Annotated in this window: 25 protein-coding genes, 1 tRNA gene and 1 pseudogene; 9 read left to right on the top strand and 18 right to left on the bottom strand. The window is 70.7% G+C overall.

Going from position 1 to position 23,149, the window contains the following annotated elements:
* Positions 1-49: 49 nt before the first annotated feature.
* The 6 genes from DEJ50_RS32350 to DEJ50_RS34170 all read right to left on the bottom strand — a co-directional run bounded on the left by DEJ50_RS32350 (position 50) and on the right by DEJ50_RS34170 (position 6,465).
* Positions 50-125, bottom strand: a tRNA-Gln gene (locus DEJ50_RS32350).
* 102 nt (positions 126-227) lie between these two features.
* Positions 228-1,616 carry a hypothetical protein gene (locus DEJ50_RS32345; protein WP_223838012.1) on the bottom strand — a complete coding sequence of 463 codons (1,389 nt, stop codon included), beginning with the start codon at positions 1,614-1,616 and terminating at the stop codon, positions 228-230.
* Between the two features lie 120 nt (positions 1,617-1,736).
* Positions 1,737-3,215: a PQQ-binding-like beta-propeller repeat protein gene (locus tag DEJ50_RS32340; RefSeq protein WP_150211589.1), complete on the bottom strand. Its 1,479-nt coding sequence runs from the start codon at positions 3,213-3,215 to the stop codon at positions 1,737-1,739.
* Positions 3,216-3,463: 248 nt separating this feature from the next.
* A complete protein-coding gene (locus DEJ50_RS32335; RefSeq protein WP_150211588.1) occupies positions 3,464-4,666 on the bottom strand; it encodes an IS110 family transposase in 1,203 nt (400 codons plus the stop codon).
* A gap of 258 nt (positions 4,667-4,924) precedes the next feature.
* Positions 4,925-6,127, bottom strand: coding sequence for an IS110 family transposase (locus DEJ50_RS32330; protein ID WP_150211588.1), 1,203 nt, complete (start codon positions 6,125-6,127; stop codon positions 4,925-4,927).
* A gap of 179 nt (positions 6,128-6,306) precedes the next feature.
* Positions 6,307-6,465, bottom strand: a complete 159-nt coding sequence (locus DEJ50_RS34170; RefSeq protein WP_190345100.1) for a hypothetical protein — start codon at positions 6,463-6,465, stop codon at positions 6,307-6,309.
* Between the two features lie 131 nt (positions 6,466-6,596).
* Here DEJ50_RS34170 and DEJ50_RS32325 point away from each other — a divergent pair, with 131 nt between their 5' ends.
* Positions 6,597-7,118 (top strand): HAD domain-containing protein, encoded by a 522-nt coding sequence (locus DEJ50_RS32325; RefSeq protein WP_150211587.1) that lies wholly within the window; start codon positions 6,597-6,599, stop codon positions 7,116-7,118.
* A gap of 9 nt (positions 7,119-7,127) precedes the next feature.
* Here the strand turns inward: DEJ50_RS32325 and DEJ50_RS32320 are convergent, their stop codons facing one another.
* Positions 7,128-7,376 carry a hypothetical protein gene (locus DEJ50_RS32320; protein WP_150211586.1) on the bottom strand — a complete coding sequence of 83 codons (249 nt, stop codon included), beginning with the start codon at positions 7,374-7,376 and terminating at the stop codon, positions 7,128-7,130.
* A gap of 116 nt (positions 7,377-7,492) precedes the next feature.
* On the opposite strand from DEJ50_RS32320, the gene DEJ50_RS32315 reads away from it, so the two are divergent.
* The gene (locus DEJ50_RS32315; RefSeq protein ID WP_223838011.1) at positions 7,493-8,155 is read left to right on the top strand and encodes a TetR/AcrR family transcriptional regulator; all 663 of its coding nucleotides are present in this window, start codon (positions 7,493-7,495) and stop codon (positions 8,153-8,155) included.
* Positions 8,156-8,236: 81 nt separating this feature from the next.
* Positions 8,237-9,700 carry a M1 family metallopeptidase gene (locus DEJ50_RS32310; protein ID WP_411757658.1) on the top strand — a complete coding sequence of 488 codons (1,464 nt, stop codon included), beginning with the start codon at positions 8,237-8,239 and terminating at the stop codon, positions 9,698-9,700.
* Between the two features lie 38 nt (positions 9,701-9,738).
* Here DEJ50_RS32310 and DEJ50_RS32305 read toward each other — a convergent pair whose 3' ends face one another.
* The gene (locus DEJ50_RS32305; RefSeq protein WP_150211584.1) at positions 9,739-10,431 is read right to left on the bottom strand and encodes an N-acetylmuramoyl-L-alanine amidase; all 693 of its coding nucleotides are present in this window, start codon (positions 10,429-10,431) and stop codon (positions 9,739-9,741) included.
* A gap of 175 nt (positions 10,432-10,606) precedes the next feature.
* Here DEJ50_RS32305 and DEJ50_RS32300 point away from each other — a divergent pair, with 175 nt between their 5' ends.
* Complete coding sequence (locus DEJ50_RS32300) at positions 10,607-11,074, top strand: DUF5990 family protein (protein WP_150211583.1); 468 nt, start codon at positions 10,607-10,609, stop codon at positions 11,072-11,074.
* A 45-nt stretch (positions 11,075-11,119) separates the two neighbouring features.
* On the opposite strand, the gene DEJ50_RS32295 is transcribed toward DEJ50_RS32300, so the two are convergent.
* Positions 11,120-11,404, bottom strand: a complete 285-nt coding sequence (locus tag DEJ50_RS32295; RefSeq protein ID WP_150211582.1) for a hypothetical protein — start codon at positions 11,402-11,404, stop codon at positions 11,120-11,122.
* Between the two features lie 167 nt (positions 11,405-11,571).
* Here DEJ50_RS32295 and DEJ50_RS32290 point away from each other — a divergent pair, with 167 nt between their 5' ends.
* Complete coding sequence (locus tag DEJ50_RS32290; RefSeq protein ID WP_150211581.1) at positions 11,572-12,939, top strand: pyridoxal phosphate-dependent decarboxylase family protein; 1,368 nt, start codon at positions 11,572-11,574, stop codon at positions 12,937-12,939.
* A 7-nt stretch (positions 12,940-12,946) separates the two neighbouring features.
* On the opposite strand, the gene DEJ50_RS32285 is transcribed toward DEJ50_RS32290, so the two are convergent.
* Positions 12,947-13,360 carry a MerR family transcriptional regulator gene (locus DEJ50_RS32285; protein ID WP_150211580.1) on the bottom strand — a complete coding sequence of 138 codons (414 nt, stop codon included), beginning with the start codon at positions 13,358-13,360 and terminating at the stop codon, positions 12,947-12,949.
* Between the two features lie 153 nt (positions 13,361-13,513).
* On the opposite strand from DEJ50_RS32285, the gene DEJ50_RS32280 reads away from it, so the two are divergent.
* Positions 13,514-14,587 carry an alkene reductase gene (locus DEJ50_RS32280; RefSeq protein WP_150211579.1) on the top strand — a complete coding sequence of 358 codons (1,074 nt, stop codon included), beginning with the start codon at positions 13,514-13,516 and terminating at the stop codon, positions 14,585-14,587.
* A 59-nt stretch (positions 14,588-14,646) separates the two neighbouring features.
* Here the strand turns inward: DEJ50_RS32280 and DEJ50_RS32275 are convergent, their stop codons facing one another.
* The 4 genes and pseudogenes from DEJ50_RS32275 to DEJ50_RS32260 form a co-directional block, all read right to left on the bottom strand.
* Positions 14,647-15,252, bottom strand: coding sequence for a hypothetical protein (locus DEJ50_RS32275; RefSeq protein ID WP_150211578.1), 606 nt, complete (start codon positions 15,250-15,252; stop codon positions 14,647-14,649).
* Positions 15,253-15,433: 181 nt separating this feature from the next.
* Positions 15,434-16,093 carry a VC0807 family protein gene (locus DEJ50_RS32270; protein ID WP_150212505.1) on the bottom strand — a complete coding sequence of 220 codons (660 nt, stop codon included), beginning with the start codon at positions 16,091-16,093 and terminating at the stop codon, positions 15,434-15,436.
* 232 nt (positions 16,094-16,325) lie between these two features.
* Complete coding sequence (locus DEJ50_RS32265) at positions 16,326-16,622, bottom strand: barstar family protein (protein WP_150212504.1); 297 nt, start codon at positions 16,620-16,622, stop codon at positions 16,326-16,328.
* A gap of 62 nt (positions 16,623-16,684) precedes the next feature.
* Positions 16,685-16,831 (bottom strand): annotated as a pseudogene (locus DEJ50_RS32260) (helix-turn-helix domain-containing protein); the annotation flags it as partial.
* A gap of 26 nt (positions 16,832-16,857) precedes the next feature.
* On the opposite strand from DEJ50_RS32260, the gene DEJ50_RS32255 reads away from it, so the two are divergent.
* Entirely contained in the window at positions 16,858-17,133 is a 276-nt protein-coding gene (locus DEJ50_RS32255; protein ID WP_190344818.1) for a hypothetical protein, read from the top strand.
* Positions 17,134-17,225: 92 nt separating this feature from the next.
* Complete coding sequence (locus DEJ50_RS32250; RefSeq protein WP_150211577.1) at positions 17,226-18,326, top strand: barstar family protein; 1,101 nt, start codon at positions 17,226-17,228, stop codon at positions 18,324-18,326.
* 14 nt (positions 18,327-18,340) lie between these two features.
* Here the strand turns inward: DEJ50_RS32250 and DEJ50_RS32245 are convergent, their stop codons facing one another.
* From DEJ50_RS32245 to DEJ50_RS32235, 3 genes are all read right to left on the bottom strand, one after another.
* Positions 18,341-20,149, bottom strand: coding sequence for a WG repeat-containing protein (locus DEJ50_RS32245; RefSeq protein WP_150211576.1), 1,809 nt, complete (start codon positions 20,147-20,149; stop codon positions 18,341-18,343).
* Between the two features lie 145 nt (positions 20,150-20,294).
* A complete protein-coding gene (locus DEJ50_RS32240) occupies positions 20,295-20,744 on the bottom strand; it encodes a hypothetical protein (protein ID WP_150211575.1) in 450 nt (149 codons plus the stop codon).
* 53 nt (positions 20,745-20,797) lie between these two features.
* The gene (locus DEJ50_RS32235; protein WP_150211574.1) at positions 20,798-21,634 is read right to left on the bottom strand and encodes a helix-turn-helix transcriptional regulator; all 837 of its coding nucleotides are present in this window, start codon (positions 21,632-21,634) and stop codon (positions 20,798-20,800) included.
* Positions 21,635-21,807: 173 nt separating this feature from the next.
* Here DEJ50_RS32235 and DEJ50_RS32230 point away from each other — a divergent pair, with 173 nt between their 5' ends.
* On the top strand, positions 21,808-22,545 hold the full coding sequence (locus tag DEJ50_RS32230; RefSeq protein ID WP_150211573.1) for an SDR family oxidoreductase: 738 nt from the start codon (positions 21,808-21,810) through the stop codon (positions 22,543-22,545).
* A gap of 229 nt (positions 22,546-22,774) precedes the next feature.
* Here the strand turns inward: DEJ50_RS32230 and DEJ50_RS32225 are convergent, their stop codons facing one another.
* Positions 22,775-23,137: a hypothetical protein gene (locus tag DEJ50_RS32225; RefSeq protein WP_150211572.1), complete on the bottom strand. Its 363-nt coding sequence runs from the start codon at positions 23,135-23,137 to the stop codon at positions 22,775-22,777.
* Between the last annotated feature and the right edge of the window lie 12 nt (positions 23,138-23,149).

Genomic DNA, 23,149 nt, shown 5'->3' with positions numbered 1-23,149 from the left:
AACTCGGGGAGGTCGTTCGGGATGCCCTGAGCCCCGCCAGATGATCCGGTGGCGACGAGGGCAGGATTCGAACCTACGTCCACCCGGGGTCAGAGCCGGGCGCTCCTCCGCAGAGCTTCCTCGTCGCCACGCCGTCGATCATGGCTGGGGCTGCCGTTCCGGGCAACCGATTTCCCCAAGGGCTTGGGGCAGGCAGCCGGGCGGTCGAGTGGGCAGGCGGTCGGCGGTCAGAGCCATTCCAGCGCCGCCGCCCGCTTGCCCTTGCCGGAGAACACCCCGGCCGATCGGAGGGCACTGGCCATCAGAGGGTCTGCAACGGCAACACCGTGTACGAGTTCGGGCGTCCGGCGGGAGGCGACGGCCTCGGCCGTCGGCCTGGGGGCGGTCCAGGCGCCGGCGACGGGATCCCTGCGATGCCGGGCGCAGACCGCCTCGACCAGCGAACGCGGGCATTCCTCCTCCCCCCGTAGCACTTTCCAGGGCAACGGCAGATCCGCCGCGATATAGGTGTCAGGGTGCAGCCCGCCGCCGCTCATCCGGTGCCAGTACGCCACGTCGGCAGCCATCAGCCGGGGAACCTTGCCCGGGCAGAACCGGTCCAGGATCTCCTCCTGGCCCAGTTCGAAGAGGATCGCGAACCAGTGGGCCCGGGCCGTGTTCCACGCCTGCGCGGCCTGGTTCCAGGTAGACGAGTCGTTGCCGCGGCGCACGATCATCGTTTTGCGCTCCAGCGGGTGCCGGTTCCAGGCGGCCTCCAGTTGGTCCGCGACCTGGCGCAGGAAGCCGTTCCACCGGACCAGCAGGTGGGTGAGGTCCTCGTCGGAGACCTCGGCCAGCACCTCCGGCGTGGGATGCACATGTGCGACTGCAGGCCAGCAGGTCCGCTCGGGCTGCGCGCGCAGCCGCTGGAACAGCGCCTCGGCGACCTCGTCATAGGCCTGGCTCTGGCGGCCGTTGGTGAAGATGCTGCGCGTGTAGCCCCGCGCCGTGATGTACGCGATGAAGGCCGCCGTGTCCGGGTCCGCGGCGAAGAGGCCGTACGGCAGGACGTGGGCGAGTGCCCCCTTGCCCGTCATCGTCACCTCACGGCGGCGTTGCTCGTGGATCAGCCGCGCCAGCTTGGCCTCCATGCGGCGCAGGAGCCGGAAGCGCTTGTTGTACTGGCGCTTGGAGATCTCGCCGAGGCCGGCAGCGGTTCGCTCGGCCCGGTCGAGACGGTCCATGCCGAAGTCGTTCTGGCCGTAGGCCCGGCCTATGGAGGCACCTGCCCGCCGGATCGCTGCCTCGATCCGGGCCGGATCGTCTCCGGCACCGTCCGGAAGGGGAAGCTCCGGTACATCGGTGAACAGACTTGTCATACGGGCGAGCTGGCGCTGTGCGCCGACCGGGCGGGCGAAATCCTCGCGCATGGAGGTGTATCCGTACCAAAGGTTGAGCAGCGAGTTTTCGGCCGCCTTGGCGAGTGCCGTCTCGGTGACCTCGTCGGGTTCGGCGCCCTGTGCGGCGTGCAGATCCTGGATGAGCCGGGCGATGTCCTCCGGACGCTTGCGCAGTGAGAGCGAGGCATGCAGTTCACGGAGGACTTCTCCGACGGCGGGCGACCACATGCGCCTCACTTTGTCATTCCTCGGCCTGGCGCCCAACCGGATATCTGTGGGCCTGTGGGCCTGTGGGGCTCCGGGCCTGTGGGCCTGTGGGCCGCAGACGCGGATCACCGCGCGGCGGTGACGGCGGGGTTACGCGGCCGAGCATTCGAGAATGCGCCCGTCGCCGGTGCCGATGAGGAGCCGGCCGGTGGCGGTGACGGTGAGAGCGGTCGGTACGGCGGAGACCGCGCCGACGATGAGGCGCTGCCGCCAGCGCACGGAGCCGTCTCCCAGGTCGAGCGCAACCACCTCGCCGTCGTCGTACCCGATGTAGACGGTGGACACGTCGGCGTCCAGTGCAGTGGCTCTACGGTCGGTACGGAACACCCACCGCGGCAGCCCGTCGGTCACCTCGCGCCGGACGACGAACGACCCGCCGGGCTGGAGCCCATGGCCGTGGTACACGGTGCCGGCGTGGACCAGGGTGCCGTCCGCGGTCTCGATGCCGGGACCGCCGAAATGTGTCTCGCCGGGCTCCCAGGAATACGGAAACAGCCGCCGACTGGAGCCCTCGACGAGTTGGACCGGCTGCGCGCTCGCGATTCCCTCCAGGTCCATGGCTCGTACCCAGCGCCCTCGGGTGGACAAGAAGTAGAGACGGCTTGCACGTCGGACGGAAAGACGGCTACGGGTGCCATTGGATCCACTCGGGGCCAGGGCAGGCCGGCCGTCCGCACACCGCACGAGCGAGACGGGCGACGACGGCGCAATGCTGTCGAGCCGTTCCCCGGCAGTGAGGGAGAGCCGTACGACGGACTGCGGAACGACGTCGCGCATCCTGGGGCGGCGGATGAGCCCGACCCACGCGGACCCCTCGTCCGGAGCGACGACGATCTCGCGGCCTCCCTCTTCATCCGGAACCATCCACTCTCGCTCCCCCGAGGGCAACCAGGATTCCAGCTGCACTCCATCGAGCGTGGCCAGGATCCGGCCGTCCGAAAGTGCCTCGACCGCACGGACATTGCGTCGCGGATCCCAGTCCGCGCCCAGCTCCGTGAGCATCCGGCGGGCAGCCGCGCTGCGGTCGGCACGCGGCGCCGCCACCCGCGGGCCGGCCAGGTCATCGCCGAGGGATGCGGCGGGCACGGCCGTCCAGTCCGGGCGGCGCACCACGGCGACATGGCCCTCGGCGTGGGCGGCATTGTCATGCCAGTCGTCAGGCGGCGCCATGACCACCCGCAGCGCCTGCCCGTCGAGCCACTCCAGCTCCAGGACCTGGCGGCCGATCTCGTGCTCGATGAGCGATACGGCCGTGCCCGTTTCCAGGTGCAGCAGGAGCAGCTCGCCTTCGAAGAAGTAGCCGCCGTCGTAGCGTCCGGTGCCGACGACGAGGAGCGGAAGCGTGGGATGGAACGCCATCGCATGCACCGGGTGGCGCAAGCGGACGAGGGCATGGCAGGCCAGGTTGCCCGTGCCGTAGACACCGACGGGTGCGGTGCCGCCGAACTCGTGTGCGCCCGCCACGGCCAGCAGGCCGCGCCGCTGGTGGGCGGTGGTCAGGACGGGGTCGCCGATCTCGGCGAAGGAACGGTCGCCGTGCATCCGGTCGACAGTGAGCGAGACAGTCATGGGGCCGATCATCGCAACATCCAGGAGATGGTCCGGAGATGGCCCCGGGCCGGCTTCCCCGCACGTGGGCCGCGCCTTACGGGATTTAGGGCAGCTGCAGCCCCGTGCACTTGCCGCGCTGCAGCTGGTCCTTCGCGAACGCGGCCACGTACTCGCGCAGCAGCGCGCTTCGTTGCTGACGCTCGGCCTCCGTCGGAGGCACGGACTTCTCCCCTGCTCTTTGCGGGGGGGTGCCCCTATGGGTTTCGTCAACCGGTAGGGGCGGGTTGGGGTTCGTAGAAGGTGCCGTCGCGGAGCATCGCGAAGAGCACGTCGGCTCGGCGTCTCGCGAGGCAGAGGAGGGCTTGGGTGTGGTGCTTGCCTTGGTTGATCTTCTTGTCGTAGTAGGCCCGGGATGCCGGGTCGGCCAGAGCCGCGAACGCGGACAGGAAGAAGGCTCGTTTGAGCTGCTTGTTTCCGCGGCGGGAGGGCTGTTCGCCGCGGATCGAGGAGCCCGAGCTGCGGGTCGCCGGGGCGAGGCCGGCGTAGGCGGCGAGGTGGGCGGCGGACGGGAACGAAGTGCCGTCGCCGACGTCGATGAGGATCCGTGCTCCGGTCCTGACGCCGATCCCCGGCATGGACGTCAGAACCTTGGAAAGAGGGTGGCTCTCCAGGAGTTCCTCGATCCGGGCGGCGAGAAGTTTCCGCTGGTCAAGCACTGCCTGCAGCGAGCCAGCGAGGCTGGGGACGATCAGTGCGGCCGCGTCCGTGCCCGGGACGACGACGGTCTGCTCGTCCAGCGCGGTGAAGATGTCCTCGACCAGTCGCTCGGCCATCCTTGGGGCCTTCGGACGTATCAGCGTGATGAGCCTGCGGCGTCCGGCTTTGCGGATCTGGGCCGGGGAACCGAACTGGTCGAGGAGCCTGAGCACGGCCGGGTGCTGGATCCGCGGTCCCAGGACCCGTTCCAGAGACGGGTGGATCTGCGTGAGCAGGCCGCGGAGCCGGTTGCTGATGCGGGTGGCTTCGCCGGCCAGGTCGTCGTCGAAGCCGACGATCATCTCCAGCTCGGCGATGGTCTCGTCTTCGAGGTCGACCGAGCGGAGGGTGTGCGGCATGACGCGGGCCGCATCGGCGATGACGAAGGCGTCGCGGGCGTCGGTCTTGGCCTCGCCGGGATAGAGATCGGCGATCCGCCGCATCGTCAGTCCGGGCAGATAGGCGACCGGGCAGCCCATGTCCCGGGCGACCGCCAGCGGCAGGGCGCCGATGGAGGCCGGCTGGTCGACCACCACGAGCACGGTCCCGTGCTTGGCCCGCAGCTTGCCGAAGACCTCGCGGAGTTTGGGTTCGCTGTTGGGCAGCCGCTTGTCGAAGGCTTTCTTCCCGGCGGGGGTGACGGCGGTGGCGTGGTGTTCGCCCTTGCCAACGTCCAGGCCGAGGAAGACACCGATGTCGCTGACGTCGATCACGTGCGTCCTCCGGTCGTACCTGCCCGGCCACCCCACGGCACCGATCGCCACATCCACATTACGAAGAGCCTCCCGACCTGCGGAAAGGCCGGTGGTCATGCCCCTAATCAGCGGTCTGTCGATGCCTCCGGAGCCGGTGACACCACCCCCCAGGCCATGCGTTCGACAGGGGGAGAAAGTCATGCCAACTCCGGAGGCCGGGCGCCCCATTGCGGGGCCACCAAGAAGGTAATGGGGGGGGTGCCCCTATGGGTTTCGTCAACCGGTAGGGGCGGGTTGGGGTTCGTAGAAGGTGCCGTCGCGGAGCATCGCGAAGAGCACGTCGGCTCGGCGTCTCGCGAGGCAGAGGAGGGCTTGGGTGTGGTGCTTGCCTTGGTTGATCTTCTTGTCGTAGTAGGCCCGGGATGCCGGGTCGGCCAGAGCCGCGAACGCGGACAGGAAGAAGGCTCGTTTGAGCTGCTTGTTTCCGCGGCGGGAGGGCTGTTCGCCGCGGATCGAGGAGCCCGAGCTGCGGGTCGCCGGGGCGAGGCCGGCGTAGGCGGCGAGGTGGGCGGCGGACGGGAACGAAGTGCCGTCGCCGACGTCGATGAGGATCCGTGCTCCGGTCCTGACGCCGATCCCCGGCATGGACGTCAGAACCTTGGAAAGAGGGTGGCTCTCCAGGAGTTCCTCGATCCGGGCGGCGAGAAGTTTCCGCTGGTCAAGCACTGCCTGCAGCGAGCCAGCGAGGCTGGGGACGATCAGTGCGGCCGCGTCCGTGCCCGGGACGACGACGGTCTGCTCGTCCAGCGCGGTGAAGATGTCCTCGACCAGTCGCTCGGCCATCCTTGGGGCCTTCGGACGTATCAGCGTGATGAGCCTGCGGCGTCCGGCTTTGCGGATCTGGGCCGGGGAACCGAACTGGTCGAGGAGCCTGAGCACGGCCGGGTGCTGGATCCGCGGTCCCAGGACCCGTTCCAGAGACGGGTGGATCTGCGTGAGCAGGCCGCGGAGCCGGTTGCTGATGCGGGTGGCTTCGCCGGCCAGGTCGTCGTCGAAGCCGACGATCATCTCCAGCTCGGCGATGGTCTCGTCTTCGAGGTCGACCGAGCGGAGGGTGTGCGGCATGACGCGGGCCGCATCGGCGATGACGAAGGCGTCGCGGGCGTCGGTCTTGGCCTCGCCGGGATAGAGATCGGCGATCCGCCGCATCGTCAGTCCGGGCAGATAGGCGACCGGGCAGCCCATGTCCCGGGCGACCGCCAGCGGCAGGGCGCCGATGGAGGCCGGCTGGTCGACCACCACGAGCACGGTCCCGTGCTTGGCCCGCAGCTTGCCGAAGACCTCGCGGAGTTTGGGTTCGCTGTTGGGCAGCCGCTTGTCGAAGGCTTTCTTCCCGGCGGGGGTGACGGCGGTGGCGTGGTGTTCGCCCTTGCCAACGTCCAGGCCGAGGAAGACACCGATGTCGCTGACGTCGATCACGTGCGTCCTCCGGTCGTACCTGCCCGGCCACCCCACGGCACCGATCGCCACATCCACATTACGAAGAGCCTCCCGACCTGCGGAAAGGCCGGTGGTCATGCCCCTAATCAGCGGTCTGTCGATGCCTCCGGAGCCGGTGACACCACCCCCCAGGCCATGCGTTCGACAGGGGGAGAAAGTCATGCCAACTCCGGAGGCCGGGCGCCCCATTGCGGGGCCACCAAGAAGGTAATGGGGGGGGCAGAGCTGCCGATCTGCCGCATCTCCTCGTCCCGGTCCGCGCCGTACAGATTGGCGTCCACGGCGACCACGACCCTGCCCTTGTCGTTCGTCAGCACGCAGTGGTACTGGCCGGCGGGCAGCTCTCCCCCGCACGCCCCACGGCCTGGGCCCGGTCCAACCCGGCGGCCGTTCAGCCCAGTTCATGTGTCCGCGTCGAGGGCAACCACTCGGTCGGTACGGTGTTGTCATGATCGGTTCCGCCCAGCGCCCCCTGCTCTTCCTCGATGTCGACGGTCCGCTCATCCCCTTCGGCGGGTCGGAGCGGTACCCCACGTATCGGACCGGGGTCGAGCCGCCGCCCGGGAGCGAGGCCCATCCGCTGCTGGCCAGGATCGATCCCCGGCACGGGCCCCGCTTGACGATGCTCTCGTGCGATCTCGTCTGGGCCACGACCTGGATGGACGATGCGAACGAGTGGATCGCCCCACGGATCGGCCTGCCCCGGCTCCCGGTGGTGGCCTGGCCGGAACCATCCGCCGTGGACGAGCAGGACGAACGGCACGGTCTTCACTGGAAGACCCGCACCCTCGTCGACTGGGCCGCCGAACGTGCCTTCGTCTGGGTCGATGACGAGATCACCGACATCGACCGGACCTGGGTGTCCGTACACCACCCCGGACCGGCCCTCCTGCACCGCGTCGACGCCCGGCGCGGCCTCACCGACCGCGACTACCAGGAGATCGGCCGGTGGCTCGGCACGATCGGCTGAGCGGGCGGGTCAGGCGAGGGTGACCCCGCGGGCCTTCGCGTGGGCGGTGGTCCCGTCCGGGCCTGCGGTGACCCCGGTGGGGCTCAGGCCCAGCGGGAGCGGCGGTAGCTGCCGGTGTTCGCGGGACAGGGCCCCTGCGACGGCGGAGGCGGCCGGATCGAGGGGGCGGCCGGCCAGGGTCGCGCTGTCCGCGTGCAGGGTGACGACGCCCGCGTCGAGGCGGGGTTCGGCCGTGATGACCAGGGGCATGCCCAGCACGCCGCTCTCGGTCCGCAGCCGGCCGCCACCGGCGTCGGAGAGCCGGACCTCCCGGTCGCGGGCAGCGGGACACAGCCCGGGATCGGCACCGGCCCGTCGAGGCCGAGGGAGGCCTGGTGGAACGGCAGGGCGAGGAGCAGGAACGCCAACAGGGACGGACGCCGGACGGCCGGGCCGAGCGTGGCCGGCAGACCCGCGAGAGGATCGCCGATGCGCTGCTCTCCCTGCTCGACGAGGGCATGACGGAGTTCCCCGCCGAACGGGTCGCCGAGTACGCCGGCGTGTCGCGCCGCTCGGTGTTCCACCACTTCGCCGACATGGCCCAGCTCGTGGACACCGCCATCACCCGCCGGCTGGAACAACTCGCCGAGCTGATCAGGCCGTTGCCCACCGAAGGGCCGCGGGAGGTGCGGGTCGCGGCGCTGGTCGAGCAGCGCTCCCGGATCCTCGAATGGATCACTCCGGCCCGTCTGGCGGTGATCCGTATGGACCATCCCTCGGAGCGGATCCGCCAGGTCACCGCGGACGCCTTCCGCGATGCCCGCGAGCGCCTGGAGGCAGTACTCGCCGAGGAGCTCGACCGGCTGCCGGCCCGGCAGCGCAGGGACCTGGCCGACGGGCTGGACGCGGTGACCACATGGGGCGCCTGGCACCACTGGCGGTCCACGGGGCTCGACACCGAACAGGCCCGGCACGCCATGGAGGCCACCGTGCTGAACCTGCTCGCCTCCGCCGATCCACCAGGCGGCAGTCCGGCCCCCCGGGGCGACTCCACCTGACCGACTCCACCTGACCGACTCGCCTGACCCCCACGGCGTGGCGGGATCGGGGCGCCCGGGGCCTGGGTCATGATCGGCTGCGTGAAGACTTCCGGACGGCTGGCCGCCTTCGCGGTGGCGGGCCTGCTCGCCGCCCTCCCCGCGTGCTCGGAGTCCGGCAGCCGTGGCGGCGGTGGGGCGGAGGGCCGCACCGGCGTGGACGCCTCAGGGGCGGGGGCTGCCGGCTCGGCGTTCCATGGCGGGCGCCCCGCTGCCGCAGGCACCGGCGACCCGTACTTCCCGGAGCTCGGCAACGGCGGCTACGACGTCACCCACTACGCCCTGACCCTGGCCTACGACCCCGGCAGTGGCCGCCTCGAGGGCACCGCGAAGATCACCGCGAAGGCCACCGCGGACCTCAGCGCCTTCAATCTCGACCTCCTCGGCCTGGAGGTGCTGAGCGCCACCGTCGACGGCCGCCCGGCACGGTTCCGGCAGGAGGGGCAGGAGCTGACCCTGCAGCCACGCGATCACCTCAGGAAGGGCGCCGCCTTCCAGAGCGTCGTGCGCTATGCGGGCACGCCGCAGCCGATCACCCATGACCACGGGTGGCGTGAAGGCTGGTTGCGTACGGACAAGGGAGCGGTCGCGTTCGGTGAGCCGACGGGCTCGATGTCCTGGTTCCCGGGCAACCACCACCCGTCAGACAAGGCCTCGTACGACATCACCGTCACGGTCCCCAAGGGGGTGCAGGCCATCTCCAACGGGCGGCTGCTCGCCCGGCGCACCAGCGGCGACCGCGCCACCTTCCACTGGCACCAGGCCGAGCCCATGGCCGGCTATGTGGCGACCGTGGCCATCGGCAGCTACGACATCAAGACCTCCCGGACCCGGTCGGGCATCCCGATCGTGTCGGCGGTGGACACCACCGCGGAGGTGGACGAGGACGGAGCGGTCCTCGGCCGGTTCCCCGAGATCATGGAATGGGCCGAGCGGAGGTTCGGCCCCTACCCGTTCTCCGCCGCCGGGGTGATCGTCGACCAGGCGGCCGATGTGCCCTACGCCCTGGAGACCCAGACCAGGCCGACCATTCCGGCCGGCGTCTTCCACACCACCAACGTGGTGCACGAACTGGCCCACCAGTGGTTCGGCAACTCCGTCACCCCACGAACGTGGCGCGACATGTGGCTCAACGAGGGGTTCGCAACCTATGCGGAGTGGCTGTGGACCGAGGACCACGGCGGAGCCAGCGCCCAGGACCACTTCGACCGCAACCACGCCAAGGCCGCGGACGACGACGAGTGGGACTTCCCGCCCGCCGAACCGCCCAGCGCCTCGGACATCTCCGGCCAGCCGGTGTACGTACGCGGCGCGATGGTGATCCACCGGATCCGCCAGACCGTGGGTGACGAGACCTTCCGCGCCCTGCTGCGGGGCTGGCCCCTGCGCCACCGCCACGGCCACGCATCCACGGACGACTTCACCGCGTACGTGGAGGCCAAGGCCGACCGGGACCTCGACTCGGTCTGGGATGCGTGGCTGTACGGCGAAGGCAAGCCCGGGTGACGGCGGCCCGACGCGACGTCAGGTCCTGATGCGCGGTGTCAGGTCCTGACGCGTTGCCGGGCCATCTCGACCAGCTTCATGTACTTGTCCCAGTCCCACACGGGCCCGGGGTCCTCGTGCGTGGAGTGCGGGACCTCGATGTGGCCGAGGATGTGGTCCCGGTCGGCCGGCACCTCGTACTTCGCGCAGATCGTGGCCGTGAGCACGGCGGACGCCTCGTACATCGTGTCGGTGTACACGGGCTGATCGGTCCAGCCTTCGTGCTCGATGCCGATGCTCCGGTAGTTGTACCAGATGCTGCCGGAGTGCCAGGCGACGTCGCGCTCGCGCACGCACTGGGCGATCCGCGTGCCGGCTGCGCTGATCACGTAGTGCGCCGACACCCTCTCGGCAGGGTCCTTGAACTTGGACAGCATGATCGGCAAAATGTCCGTTGTCAGGTGGATGATCACATATTTGATGGGATACGACTCGGGGCGGTCGGAGGTCACGTAGTTGGACTCGGAGGCTTCGACCCACACGGCGGGGGCGTAGTCCACCGAGCGGTCCGGATGCAGGAGCGCGGGCGGCCCGGCGGCGACCGGGGCCTTGCGTACGGGGCTCGGCGGCACAGACTCCGCCTTCTCCCCGGCCCCGATCAGCCGGGGCAGCCCGGCGGTGACCAGAGCCGCGCCTGCCGCGCCGGCGGCACCCCACAACAGCCGTCGACGGCTGAGCGGGCTGTCTTCCATGGCCACTCCTCATCAGGTCGGGCATGCAGAGGAGGACGCGCCGCGAATAGTGACATCACGCTATATGGGCGGCACATCCCGTAATCTGATCCTTCACCAGTGCCCGCACCCCAGCAAGCCGATCCCCCCGCCAATCGGCGCACATCTCCGGCCGGCCCGGGGGATCATGACGGGTATGCGCATCCGCATCGAAGGTGTCGACCTGCCCGGCCTCACCTGCCTCGGGACACCCGACGGCAGCGTGCCGGCGTACCGCAACGTCCATGTCGCCGTGCAGCGCCGCGACCGCCCCGCCGAGCTCCTCGATCCGCAGCCCGGTGACGCGGCATCGGCTGTCTGGACCCTGGAGTGCACCACGACCGCATCGCCGCTCGGTGTCGACGTCAAGGGCCCCTATGTGCAAGGCCGCCCGGGAAACCGGTTCGTCTACCTCTCCTGGGGCACCGTCGACGACGCGGGCGCCTTCAGCATGTTCCGCCGCGCGAAACTCATGCTCGCCGGGGTACCGGCCCGTACTCTCGATGCCGCCGGACACAGCGGGCTCCTGGTCGCCCGCCTCGGCCTGACCGATGCGTGCGGCGGCCCCTTGTGCGCGCGGGTCCTCCCCCCGGCCGTCACATGGACGGCCGAAGACACCCCCTGAGAGCGGGCCTGCGAGGGCCCGGCCGCCCCCGCCCCGGCCCCGCCCTCAGCCGGAAGCCACCACCTCGCCGGACATGACCTGCGGAGGGTTGGGGAGCAGTGACGCAAGGTTCTCCCGGACGAACGCTGCCGCTCTCGAGACCGATTCCTCGGCACCGGCCCGGTCCTGGAAGACGCTGGTCGAGACCATGACTCCGGCCCCGGCATCAACCCAGTAGTAGGCCACGAAGCCCGGGACCTGCCGCATGAGCGGCACGAACCCCTCCGCCACCAGGCGCCCTGCCTCGGCCGGATCGGTCACCCCTTCATACCGCCGCACTGCTGCGTACATCGAGCACCTCACCGGGGTTGCGGATTCACATCATCTGCTGAGTCCTCGTACCCCCAGGGCGGCGGCCCGGCCCGGCAGAGGACGGGCAATCACCTGAAGGGCGGCCTCAGGTGATCCGAAGGCATCACGACTTGCGTGGCGCCGGTGACCGTTTCATAGTCCGGTGTATGGACGCGCGCGAGGCTGCGCTCCGACAGGCGTACGGTCATGCCGTCCGCTGGCTGGCGAGCCTGTCCGACCGCCGGGTGCCCGCCCGCGCTTCGGTCGACGAGATCGTGCGCGCGCTCGGCGTCGAACTGCCCGACGGTCCCGGCAGACCCGCCGACGTGGTCGATCTGCTGGCCACGGCCTGTGAGCCGGGGCTCACCGCGTTTCCCAGTGGCCGCTTCTACGGGTTTGTGGTGGGCGGCACCGAACCGGCCGCACTGGCCGCAGACTGGCTGGTCAGCGCCTGGGACCAGAACTGCGTGATGCGGACGGTCTCGCCCGCGTACACGGCGGCGGAGGAGATCGCCGGCGCGTGGCTGCTCGATCTGCTCGGCCTGCCGGGCGGCAGTGCCGTCGGGTTCACCACGGGTGCCACGATGGCGAACTTCACCTGCCTCGCCGCCGGGCGGGACGCGGTGCTGCGGCGCACCGGCTGGAATGCGGCCGTGGACGGACTCGCAGGCGGGCCGGCCGTACGCGTCCTCGCCGGCGAGGACCGCCACATGGCCGTTGACCTGGCGCTGCGCTACCTGGGACTGGGAAAACCCGAACTGGTGCAGGCGGACGGTCAGGGACGCATGGAGCTCGAGGCCCTGCGGCACGCCCTGGCCACCGGCGGGCGAGGCCCCACGATCGTGGTCCTCCAGGCCGGAGACATCCACTCCGGCGCCTTCGACCCCTTCGTGGAGGCCGTTCGTGCCGCTCACGAGGCAGGAGCGTGGGTGCACGTCGACGGCGCGTTCGGGCTGTGGGCGAGCGCCTCCCCGCAGTACGCGTACCTGACGGCGGGCTGCGCGGATGCCGACTCCTGGGCGACGGATGCCCACAAGACCCTGAACGTCCCGTACGACTGCGGCCTGGCCATCGTGCGCGATCCGTCCGCGCTCGGGGCGGCGATGGGCCTGCACGGCGACTACCTCATCCAGGACCGGCGCGGCGACCCCATCGACAAGGTCCCCGAGCTCTCCCGGCGCGGCAGGGCCTTCACCGTGTGGGCCGCACTCAGGTCCCTCGGCCGGTCCGGGGTGGCCGACCTGGTCGAGCGGCTGTGCCGGCACGCTGCCGCGTTCGCCGCCGGAATCGCCGGGATCGAGGGTGCGACGGTCCTCAATGACGTGGTGTTCACCCAGGTCTGCGCCGAGTTCGGCAGCTACGAGCGTACGGAACGGGTACTCGGCCGGCTGCTGGACGACGGCACGGCGTGGATCAGCGGCTCCACCTGGCACGGCCGGCGGGTCATGCGCATCTCGGTGAGCAACTGGTCGACGACCGAGGACGATGTGCGGCGCGCGCTCGACGCGATCCGGCGCGCGTCCGGCAGCGCCTGATCCGCACTCAGCCGCCTGCGGCGGCCCTCAACCGTTCCCGTTCCCGTTCCCGCTCCTGGTCCCGGTCCCGGTCCCGGTGCGCGCGGGCCGTGGCCATCAGTGCGTCGAGGGTGTTCCTGGTCCGTACGAGGTCGGCGATGTGGGTGGACAGCCGCTCGCGTTCCAGTTCCATCCGCGCCAGCGCGGAGTCGGAATTCTCCTCGCTGGGCGCGTCGATGCAGGGCAGCAGCTCGATGATGGTGCGGCTGGACAGGCCAGCGGTGTACAGCCGCTGGATGAGGGCAACCCGCTCGACCTCGGCCTCGGTGTAGTGCCGCTGTCCGCTGGGGCTGCGGGTGCTGGTGAGCAGCCCCTGCTCCTCGTAGTAGCGAATGGACCGGACGCTGACTCCGGCCCGTGACGCAAGCTCCCCGATCCGCACGAAGTCCTCCCCGCTGAGTCCGCTGAGTCCGCTGAGTCCGCTGAGTCCGCTGAGTTCTGCGTCACAGACCCTTGACCCTGACGTCAGTGTGAGGTTCTAGCGTAGCCGCCGTGCCCGAGATGCGGGTGCGGCGGACCGCGACGGAGTCCTGACATGACGATTCTCTTCAGCAGTTATCAGCTCGGTGGCCTCACGCTGCCCAACCGGCTGGTCATGGCCCCCATGACCCGGGTACGGGCCGCCGCCGGCGGCTTGGCGACGCCTTCAATGGCGACGTACTACGCCCAGCGGGCCACAGCCGGTCTGATCGTGAGCGAAGGGGTACAGCCGAGCCTGATCGGGCAGTCCAACCCGGGCACCCCGGGGCTGCACACCGACGAGCAGGTCGAGGCATGGCGCCCCGTGACTGCCGCCGTCCATGCCAACGGCGGACGGATCTTCGCCCAGCTGATGCACGGCGGCCGGGTCTCCCATCCGGACACCACCGGCCTGCGCCCGGTCGGGCCCTCCGCCGTGCCCGCCGTAGGCGATGTGTTCACTCCCGCCGGGCCCCGGCCCGCTCCGGCACCGCGCGCGCTGGGCACCGCCGAAGTGCCCGAACACGCGCGGTCCTACGCCCGGGCCGCCGTCCGCGCCGTCGAGGCGGGCTTCGACGGAGTGGAACTGCACGGTGCCAACGGCTACCTGATCTCGCAGTTCCTCTCGTCCAACGCCAACCTGCGTACGGACCGCTACGGAGGCCGGATCACCAACCGGATCAGGTTCGCCGTCGAGGCCGTCACCGGTGTCGCCGAGGCCGTCGGTGGGGCCAGGACAGGCATCCGGCTCTCACCGGGCGCGACGTTCTGGGGAGTCGAGGAGACCGACGTCCTTGAGCTCTACACCGAGCTGCTGGCCGAACTGGCCTCGCTCGGGCTGGCGTACGTTCACCTCGAAGCCACGACCGACGAGGAGACGCTCCTCGCCCTGCGGCGGGCGTGGCCGGGCACTCTGGTCATGAACCCCGTGCTTCCGATGGGCCCGAAGCAGACCGGCAGGGACGAGGCCGAGCACTGGCTCGGCCTGGGCGCCGATCTGATCAGCTTCGGCCGGGCCTTCCTCGCCAACCCCGATCTGGTCGAGCGGCTCCGGGGCGGGCTTCCGATCACCCCCGTGGACGAGGCCACGTATTACCAGGGTGGTGACGCGGGCTACCTGACCTACTCGGCTCACCGGCACGGGTCGTGACTCCGAGCCGTAGCGCGCGGCGCGGGCGCGCGCCGCGTACCGCGCGCCGCGAAGGTGTGTCAGGGCCGCAGTCCCGCGCGCCTGAGCGTGATCTCGGACAGAGCGGAGACGACGTGCCGGTCGCCGCGGCGCCAGGCGTCCGCGAGACCGCCCGGTGGGACGGGGACCGCGGAGAGATCTCGCAGTGGTCCGGTGAGGGCGCGCAGGGCGAGCAGGTCGGCGCCTCCGGGTGCCTCGTGAAAGCGTCGTACGGTGGCGCTGCGACGGATCCAGCGCAGGCGCAGAAAGAGCCAGAGCAGCAGCAGGCAGGCCACGGGTAGGCCCACCAGGACGAGTGTGGCCAGGGTGGCCAACTGGCCGATGCCGTCCTGGAACGACTGTCCTGCATCGGCGAGCCCGGTGCCGGCGTCGGCCGCGGACTGGAACGGCTCCTCCAGGAGGTCGCCTACCAGCGGCACCTGCGAGGCGGTCTCGCCCGCGTCGTCGAGGGCGTTGGCGAGGCTTTCGCCGGAGCTCTCCACCTTGCGTCCCGGCTCGGCCAGCATCATGATCGCGTCGTGGACGGCCAGGGCGGCCTTCACCGCGGCGGCGACCAGAACCACGGCGAGCAGGTCCGCGAGGATCTGACGGGTCCGCCGTGCTGGGGTCTGGGCGTAGAGAAGCATCGGCTGCTCCAGTTCCGGTCATGACGTCGGGTCAGGCCAGGCCGGCGGCCGGCCTGGCCTGACCCGTTCCTCGACCGTACGTCGGACCCGGCCCTCCGGTGGTGTCCATGGGCACACGTCTGCGCCACCTTGCCGGGTTGGCGCAGTGGCCCGGCGATCTCACGCCGACCTCATGCCGATCTCATGGTGACCGGCCTTCCCTTCTGGTGATCAGAGGTGCTGAACCGAAGAGGGACAGTGCGTGCCGGCGCCCGTAGCGGCGGCTGTAGGAGATGGTGATGAGGGCGACAGTGCACAGCAGCGCCAGTCCCTTCGCGCGGTTGAGCGCTGGAACCGATTCCACCGGAAGCAGCAATGCGACGAGCACTCCTGCACCGCAGTCCAGCAGCTGAGCGCAGCCCCACAGGACCGTCAGCCGGGTCAGTCCGCTGCGCAGGGCCGGCGAGACGCTCCAGGCCGTTTCCCGGGTGCGCGCGGCGGTGGGCCCGTGCCAGTACTGACCGGCCTGGAAGGCGAAAGGCTTCGCCACCAGGAGCGAGCCCAGGATCCAGAGCCCGGCAGCCGCGGCGAGTCCTGCGTCCTTGACGAGGATGACCCGGGGATCGCCGGTGAGCAGCGAGGTCACGATGCGTACTGCCAGCATGCCGATCATGAATGCCTCGAAGCTGTTCACACGACGCCGTGTGGTGGCCTCGACGGCCATGCGCACCGCCGGGACCGCGCCGCTGAGCGTCAGTGCCAGCCACTGGCTGATCCCCTGCGACCGCAGAACGTAGAACACGGCCAGCGGAAGAGCCACGGCGAACAGGATCGGAGTGGCCACTGTCCGCCACGGGGGCATGTCATGTGTTCCGGTCCGACCGTTCGGTGATTCCATACGAAAAACGGTAGAGACCGGCGAGGACCGTCGAATCGCCGCGAGGGACGATACGACCGATACACCCTTCGATGTACCGATTTGCCCTGATCGTATGACGGCCCCGCCGGACACGGGAAAGGGGGCGCCCGGCAGGTCAAAGCGCGACCATCACGCCCTCAGACGTTCCCGCGGCGGCCTGAGCAGCCGTGGGTGGTCAGGCCAGTGAATGGACCACGAGCCGGTTCTGCACTCCGCCGAAGACGCCGGCCAGGATCTCGCCCTCCTGCCGATCCCCTCCGAAAAGTCCGCGCTGATCGACATGCACGACCAAGACGTCGTAGCTGTCGATCACATCCGATATGCCTCGGGCGTGAATCGTGTCCGACCAGGCGTCCAGATTCCTGCCGAACCACTCCGGCAGGCCGCACGGCCCAGCGACCGCATCCCAGAAATCCTTGAGTGTCTCAATCCGTCGACCCCGCAGGTCAACGGTCAACTCGCTGTCGTTCATCACCGCAGCAGCGTAATCGGCGGAGAGGTGGCAACTGGCGGTCAAGGACAGGGAAGCAGAACCTAGCCCTCGTCCGCGTCGCCAGGTGCCCAGCGCAGTACGTCGCCGGGCTGGCAGTCGAGTGTGCGGCAGATCGCGTCGAGGGTGGAGAACCGGACCGCCTTCGCGCGGCCGTTCTTCAGTACCGCGATATTGGCGGGGCTGATTCCGAAGTCAATGGATCTTTGTCGCGGGCGTGCCTGGCGGGCAAGCCCGCGCCTTCCGGCTCAAGGAGTTGGACGCGGGAGTCCTGCGGCATGCCAGTGCAGTCGGTGCCGCGATGATGGAGGCGATGGCCGCGGTGCTGGCCTCGGCGGGCTTCAGCGTGGAGGACGCCCGCGATGAATACCGCCCGCAGCAGTTGCGGGTCATTGCCGGACCGCCCTCCGGGCACGAGCCGGTATGGCAGCTCCGCGATGACGAACTGCCCCTGCCCGGCTGGCCGGATGGAGCCGTAGGCGGTGCCGAGTGAGTCGTGAAGCTGGAGCGGGCGGGTGGACCGAGTCGTCGGCCGGTTCGGATCCGGACTCGCGGCCAGCGGCGTCTGCTGTTGGTGGTTCAGGCATGATTCTCGGCGTGGGGGACAGCAGCGGTCATCGCGGGCAGGGGCGGTACGCCCTGACGGAGTCGGGGCACGGTCACGTCTGGGGCGTCTGTGCCGAGGTGGACGGGCTTTTTCGGGAACCGGAGCGGGGGATTTACGAGCTCTTCGGCTGGGTTCCCGATGGTGCCGAGGTGCGCGGCTGGGTCGGATCGCGGGTGTGGCTGGTACCGGAAGACGGCGCGCTGGACCCCTGGCTGTTGCGGGACGCGGAAAGCCTCGGACAGCACCCGGGGACGGATGCCCTCGTGCTCACCGGGCTGGACGACTACATGGGCCCGCCGGAGGGGCACCGGGCTCCGGTGCGGCTGCACGACGAGTACCGGTGGCTTGGCACGTGCCGGGAGTTCGCGCACGTCCTGCCCGACGAGGAGGCTGCGCCGCCGCCGCTCGTCCTACGGGGCCTCGCGCCGGGCGACCGGCTGCGGCGGGCATGGGAGACGGGCACCCGGCGTGCGCTGGACCTGGACGAGGCCTGGCTGGAGGTACGGGACGACAGCGGTGCGCCGCTCACCGGGCGTCTGCTGCGGCCCAGGGTTCGAGCATGGCGCCCGTCCGATCATGGGCCCGGTCTGATCGACCTGGAACTTGACGAAGCGCTGTACAGGCCCGTACCCGGACACGCCCGCCCCGTGTGGGACCGCTGGCTCGCCGGCCCGCCGGAGAGCCCCGGCGGCTGGGCCGGTCTGGATACCCGACAGCGCGAGGCGTGGCTCGAGCTGGTCCGCGAGCGGGGCTGCGGGCTCACGCAGCAGAACCGGCCGGCCGGGTACGTGTACGAGCTGGACGGCCGGCACATCACGGATGAACCGGGGCTCTACCTGGCGCTGGGTGAGGCGGTCAACGGGCCGGGGGGCTATTTCGGGGGCGGCCTGGACGCCCTTGTGGACTGCCTGCGCGGCACGTTCGGCTACACCGCTCCCGCGACCCTGCGCTGGCGGGACGCCGCGACCGCGCGCAGTCACCTGTCCCGCCGCCTGAGTGCGGAGGGCGAACCGTACGACCTGGTCGCCCTGGTGCTCGACATCCTGGCCAAGGGCGGAATGCACGTCACGTTGCACTGAATCGGGCGTCCGCCCTACGGCTGTGCGTTCCCGTGGGGTGCCGCGATGGCGGCGAGCCAGAGCTGGATCTCCGCGTCCCCGTCGCCGACCAGGAAGTAGGACTGCAGGACGAGCTGCTGCTCGCCGGTCTGCCACACCGTGCACGACTCGCCGTCGCCGGAGCGCAGGCACACCTCGACACCCGGGAGCGGCTCGCCGAAGCGGGCGGTGAGCCGGCCGATCGCCTCGGCCTCGATCTCGTCGAACCGTTCGATCGCCCAGTCCTGGAGGAAGGGGAAGTCGTGCTGGTGTTCGGCATAGAGAAAGGTCTGCGCGAGTACGCTCATGGCGCCGAACGAGGTGCCGTCCGGCTCGGCCGGCTCGTACGGGTCCTCCCTCGAGTCGCAGATCAGCCCGCAGGGCTCGAAGCGGCGGGGCGCGGCGGCGAGCAGTTCCTCCGCGAGGTCGGCGACGTCCCGCTCCGGGGCACCGGGGTAGACCAGGTAGGAGTGCGCCTCCTGGCAGTGGGTGGGCTCGACGCGCGCGAAGGTGCCCTCGGGCCCGGTGGTCTCCCAGAGGGTCGTCCCGGCCGGGTCCACCAGGCGCAGGGCGGTACCGTCGGCGGTGGCCTCGACCCGGCAGACGTCCCGGCCGTCGCGGTCCACGTGGGCCACGGCGCCGTCGCGGGTGACGAATGCGGCGAGGCCGGTCCCGAAGCCGAACCCGTGGACCCAGCCCCCGGCGTCGGTGAGGGGTTCCAGGTGGTGGACGGGGAGGAACCGTCCGTCGGAGCGCAGGACGCCCCACGCCCGCCCGGAGGGGCGGCCGGCGGCTGCGGCCCGGGCCTGTTCGGGGTCTCCCCCGGGGTTCTCCTCGTCCAGGGGTTCGAGATGGTGGGCCACCGCGGCCCCGGCGGTGTCGAAGTCCTCCGCCCACTCGTATTCCTGCTCGATGATTTCTTCGCCGGTGGCGTCGAGGTAGCCGTGTGCGGAGCCGTCGTCGAAGCGGACCAGACCGCACCGGAAGTCCTCGGACAGCCGGTTCCTGTCCGCCTTGATCACCAGCTCGCCGCGGGCGTTCAGGAAGCCCCGGAAGCGGTCGCCGGCGGTGCCGCCGAGGACGTACGCGAGGCCGTTCGCGTCGAAGGGCTTGAGCATCGTGAAGGACGGCTCGACGACCCACTCCCCCTTCTCGTCGATCAGGCCCCACAGTTCACCGATGCGGACGGGCGCCGAGCCGTCGGGGCCGAAGGGGCTCGCGCCGTCGAACTGCGGCTCGATGACCGTACGGCCCGTGCGGTCGATGTATCCGCAGAGCCCGCTGTCGGCCACTCGTACGCCGGCGAGCCCGTTCGGCGCGAACGCGCCTGCCGCGGCGTACTGCGGGCGGATGACGAAGCGGCCGGTCGCGTCGATGAAGCCCGCTCCGTCCTCGGTGTGGGCGACGGCCAGGCCGTGGCGGAAGGGGAAGGCTTCGGTCAGGGTCGCCGGGATGACGGGTATGCCGTCCGTGCCGACGTAGCCCCAGAGGCCGTCCGCTGACCGGAACCGGGAGAGTCCGTTGTCCTCGAACCTCTCGGTGTACGGCAGCGCCGGTTCGGCCAGCCACTCACCGCGGTGGTCGAGGTAGCCGCACCGGCCGTCCTCGTCGGCGGCGGGGGCGACGAACCCGCACCGGCCGTCCGGGCGGAACACCCCGACCGCGCTCAGGTCCGGCGCCCGCACCAGCCGGCCGTCGGCGCCGACGAGCGCATACCGCGCGACGCTGCCCGCCGGCTCCCCGTAGGGGACGACGTACGGCGGAGACGGAGGCGGAGACGGAGTGGTGGTGGTGCTGGACGGCATGGGGCGGCTCCTCGCGCGAGGGCGGGGCTGACACAGCGTCACCGGCCGGCCGGCCCGGGGGGATCGGGAGGTGGCTCATGGTAAGGGGGCTGTCTGACAGTGCGTTCTGGGGCGCCACCCGCGTTCCCACGACCGCCGCCCCTCCTCACCCGGCGCCGCGCGTGTACGACTGGTCCGGGGCGTGGGGCAGGAAGCCTCGGGTGCCGTGCTGGTCGGAGATGGACAGGGAGAGGTGGATCCGGCATGTCTTGCCGGTGGCGGGGCCTGGGTAGTCGAATCTGATTCCCGGTGACTCGTCCGGGTACGTGTCGAACACCCAGGTCGCGGGGCCGGTGTAGCGGGAGGGATTCGGTCCGGTGTGCTGCCCGCAGTTCACCTCGGGTTCGGTCACCCCCGCCAGCTCTGCGGAGCCGTCTGCCCGGACCATCAGACGTTCATCGCCGGAAGCCGACCAGGTCCCCTCCACATCGGAGACGGTGAGGGACGGGGGGCTCTGGTTGCTGGTCAGGTCCGTGAGGAAGCTGACCAGCGCCGCTGTGAGAAGCCCGGCGGCGGCGACCGTCCACCAGACGAACGTGCGGGGCCGATCGGTCATCGCTGAATCCTTCTCCGCGGACGGTGATCGTCTTATTCGACATCACGACCGGTTTATCGGACAACCTCTTGGGCGGTGGCGTGGAGGGTGCCGAGGAGGGTGAGGGCCTGGGCGCTGGGGGTGGCGGGTTCGGCCTGGTAGACGACCAGTTGCTGGCCCGGCGCCTCCCGTACGTCGAAGGCCTGGTAGGTGAGGGTCAGGGAGCCGACGTCCGGGTGGAGGAGGTGCTTGGCGTCCGAGGTCTTGCCCCGCACGGCGTGGGTGTTCCACAGGCGGGCGAAGTCCGCGTCGTGTTCGGTGAGGTCGCGGAGCAGGGTGCGCAGGCGCGGGTTGCCGGGTTCCAGGCCGGCTGCCTGCCGGAGGTGGCCCACGACTGCCTGGGCCGTGTGGCCCCACCGGGTGTGGAAGCGCCGTCCCGCCGGGTCGAGGAAGACCATGCGGGCGAGGTTGTCCGCGGGTTCGAAGGGCGAGTACAGGGCCTGGGCAAGGGCGTTGGCCGCGAGGACATCCAGGGTGCGGTTGATGACGAATGCCGGGGCGCCGGGGTAGCCGTCCAGCAGTTGGCGCAGGGCGGGGCCGACCCGGTCCGGGGTAGTGGGCGCGAGGGGGACGGCTGGTGCCGTTCCGGCCAGTCGGTGCAGGTGCGCGTGGGCGTCGGGGTCCAGGTGCAGGGCGCGGCCGAGGGCGTCGAGCACCTGGGCCGAGGGGTGGCGTTCGCGTCCCTGTTCCAGGCGCGTGTAGTAGTCCACGTTCACGCCGGCCAGGACCGCGACCTCCTCCCGGCGCAGTCCGGCCACCCTGCGCACCCCGTGGCCGGGCATGCCGACGTCCTGGGGGCGAAGGCCCGCTCGGCGGGCGCGGAGGAACTCTCCCAGCTGGTTGTCGGGCATGGGGTCAGGCTAGGCGACGGCGGTGGGGCTCTGCCTGGGTGTGGTGCACCCGGGCAACGCCCGGCCTGGGCGGTGCGTCACGGCCCGCCCAGACTCGGTGGAACGAGCGGGGGGCCGGGTTTTCCGGCCTCCTGCGGGTTCGGTCTCGTACGTCGTCGAGAGGGAGAGCAGTAATGGCAGAGGCAGCCAAGGTCGTGGCGATCACCGGAGCGAGCAGTGGTATCGGGGAGGCGACCGCGCGGCGGCTGGCCGCCGATGGGCACCGGGTGTTTCTCGGCGCGCGCCGCACCGACCGCCTCGAGGCACTGGCCCGGGAGATCACGATCGCGGGCGGTATCGCGGCGTTCCGCCGGCTGGACGTCACGGACGCGGCCGATGTGAACGGCTTTGTGTCCGCCGCCCGGGAGCGCTACGGCCGGCTGGATGTGATGGTCAACAATGCAGGTGTGATGCCGCTGTCGCCGCTTCATGCGCTGAGGGTGGACGAGTGGGACCGGACGATCGATGTGAATGTGCGGGGTGTCCTGCACGGGATCGCCACCGCCCTGCCGGTGATGCGGGCCCAGGGCGGCGGGCAGTTCGTGAACATCGCCTCGGTCGGGGCGTACGAGGTCTCGCCGACGGCCGCCGTCTACTGCGCGGCCAAGTTCGCCGTCCGTGCGATCTCCGAGGGGCTGCGTCAGGAGTCCCCGGACGGCAGCATCCGGGTCACGCTCGTCTCCCCGGGCGTGACCGAGTCCGAACTCGCCGACGGGATCTCCGACCCTGCCGCCCGGGAGGCGATGAAGACCTACCGTGCCGTGGCGCTGCCGGCCGCCGCCATTGCCGAGGCCATCGCGTACGCGGTGTCCCAGCCGGCTCAGGTCGACGTCAACGAGATCGTGGTCCGGCCCACCGCGAGCGCCCAGTGACCCGCCGGCCCTTCGCCGACGTCGACGCCGACGCCGACGGTGATCTCGCCCGCAGACTGCAGGTTCTGGAGGACAAGGCCATGGGCGGACCGTACGCATGGGAGTTCCGCGGGGGGCCGTCTCCCGGTGACCGTGGGCACCGGCCGGAACGGCCAGGGGCTGTCGTCGGAGCGGACGGGTGTGCCGGCCGGGGCAGGGCCCCGGCCGGCACACCTCTGTGGGTCCTCTCCTATGCGGCGGGTGCCGTGGTGACCTTCAGGTAGTCCTCCCCGGCGGCCGAGTTGAAGTGGTCCGTCACCTGCCAGCCCCCCGCGGTGAGAATGCCGCGGATGGCCGTGTGCATGGCTTGCTGCGCGGCGGAACCGAGGGCCACCGCCTGCGGATCCGGCCCCTCGGGGCGGGTGACCTGCTGGAGGAGTGCCGGACTGGGCATCCAGTGGACGTACACCCCTGCCGAGGCGTCGGTGTACGGCGCGTGGAACACGACCGCCCCGGAGACTCCGGTGCTGAGTCCGTCGTAGGAACTGCCTGCGTAGACCGCCGGCATCCCCACGTGCCGCAGGGTGTCGGACACCGCGAATGCGAGGCGCACCAGCCGCATTTC

The organism is Streptomyces venezuelae, assembly GCF_008642295.1.
Taxonomy (GTDB): Bacteria; Actinomycetota; Actinomycetes; order Streptomycetales; family Streptomycetaceae; genus Streptomyces; species Streptomyces venezuelae_C.
The sequence above is the reverse complement of the archived record's forward strand: the minus strand, read 5'-3'. Positions and strand labels throughout refer to the sequence as shown.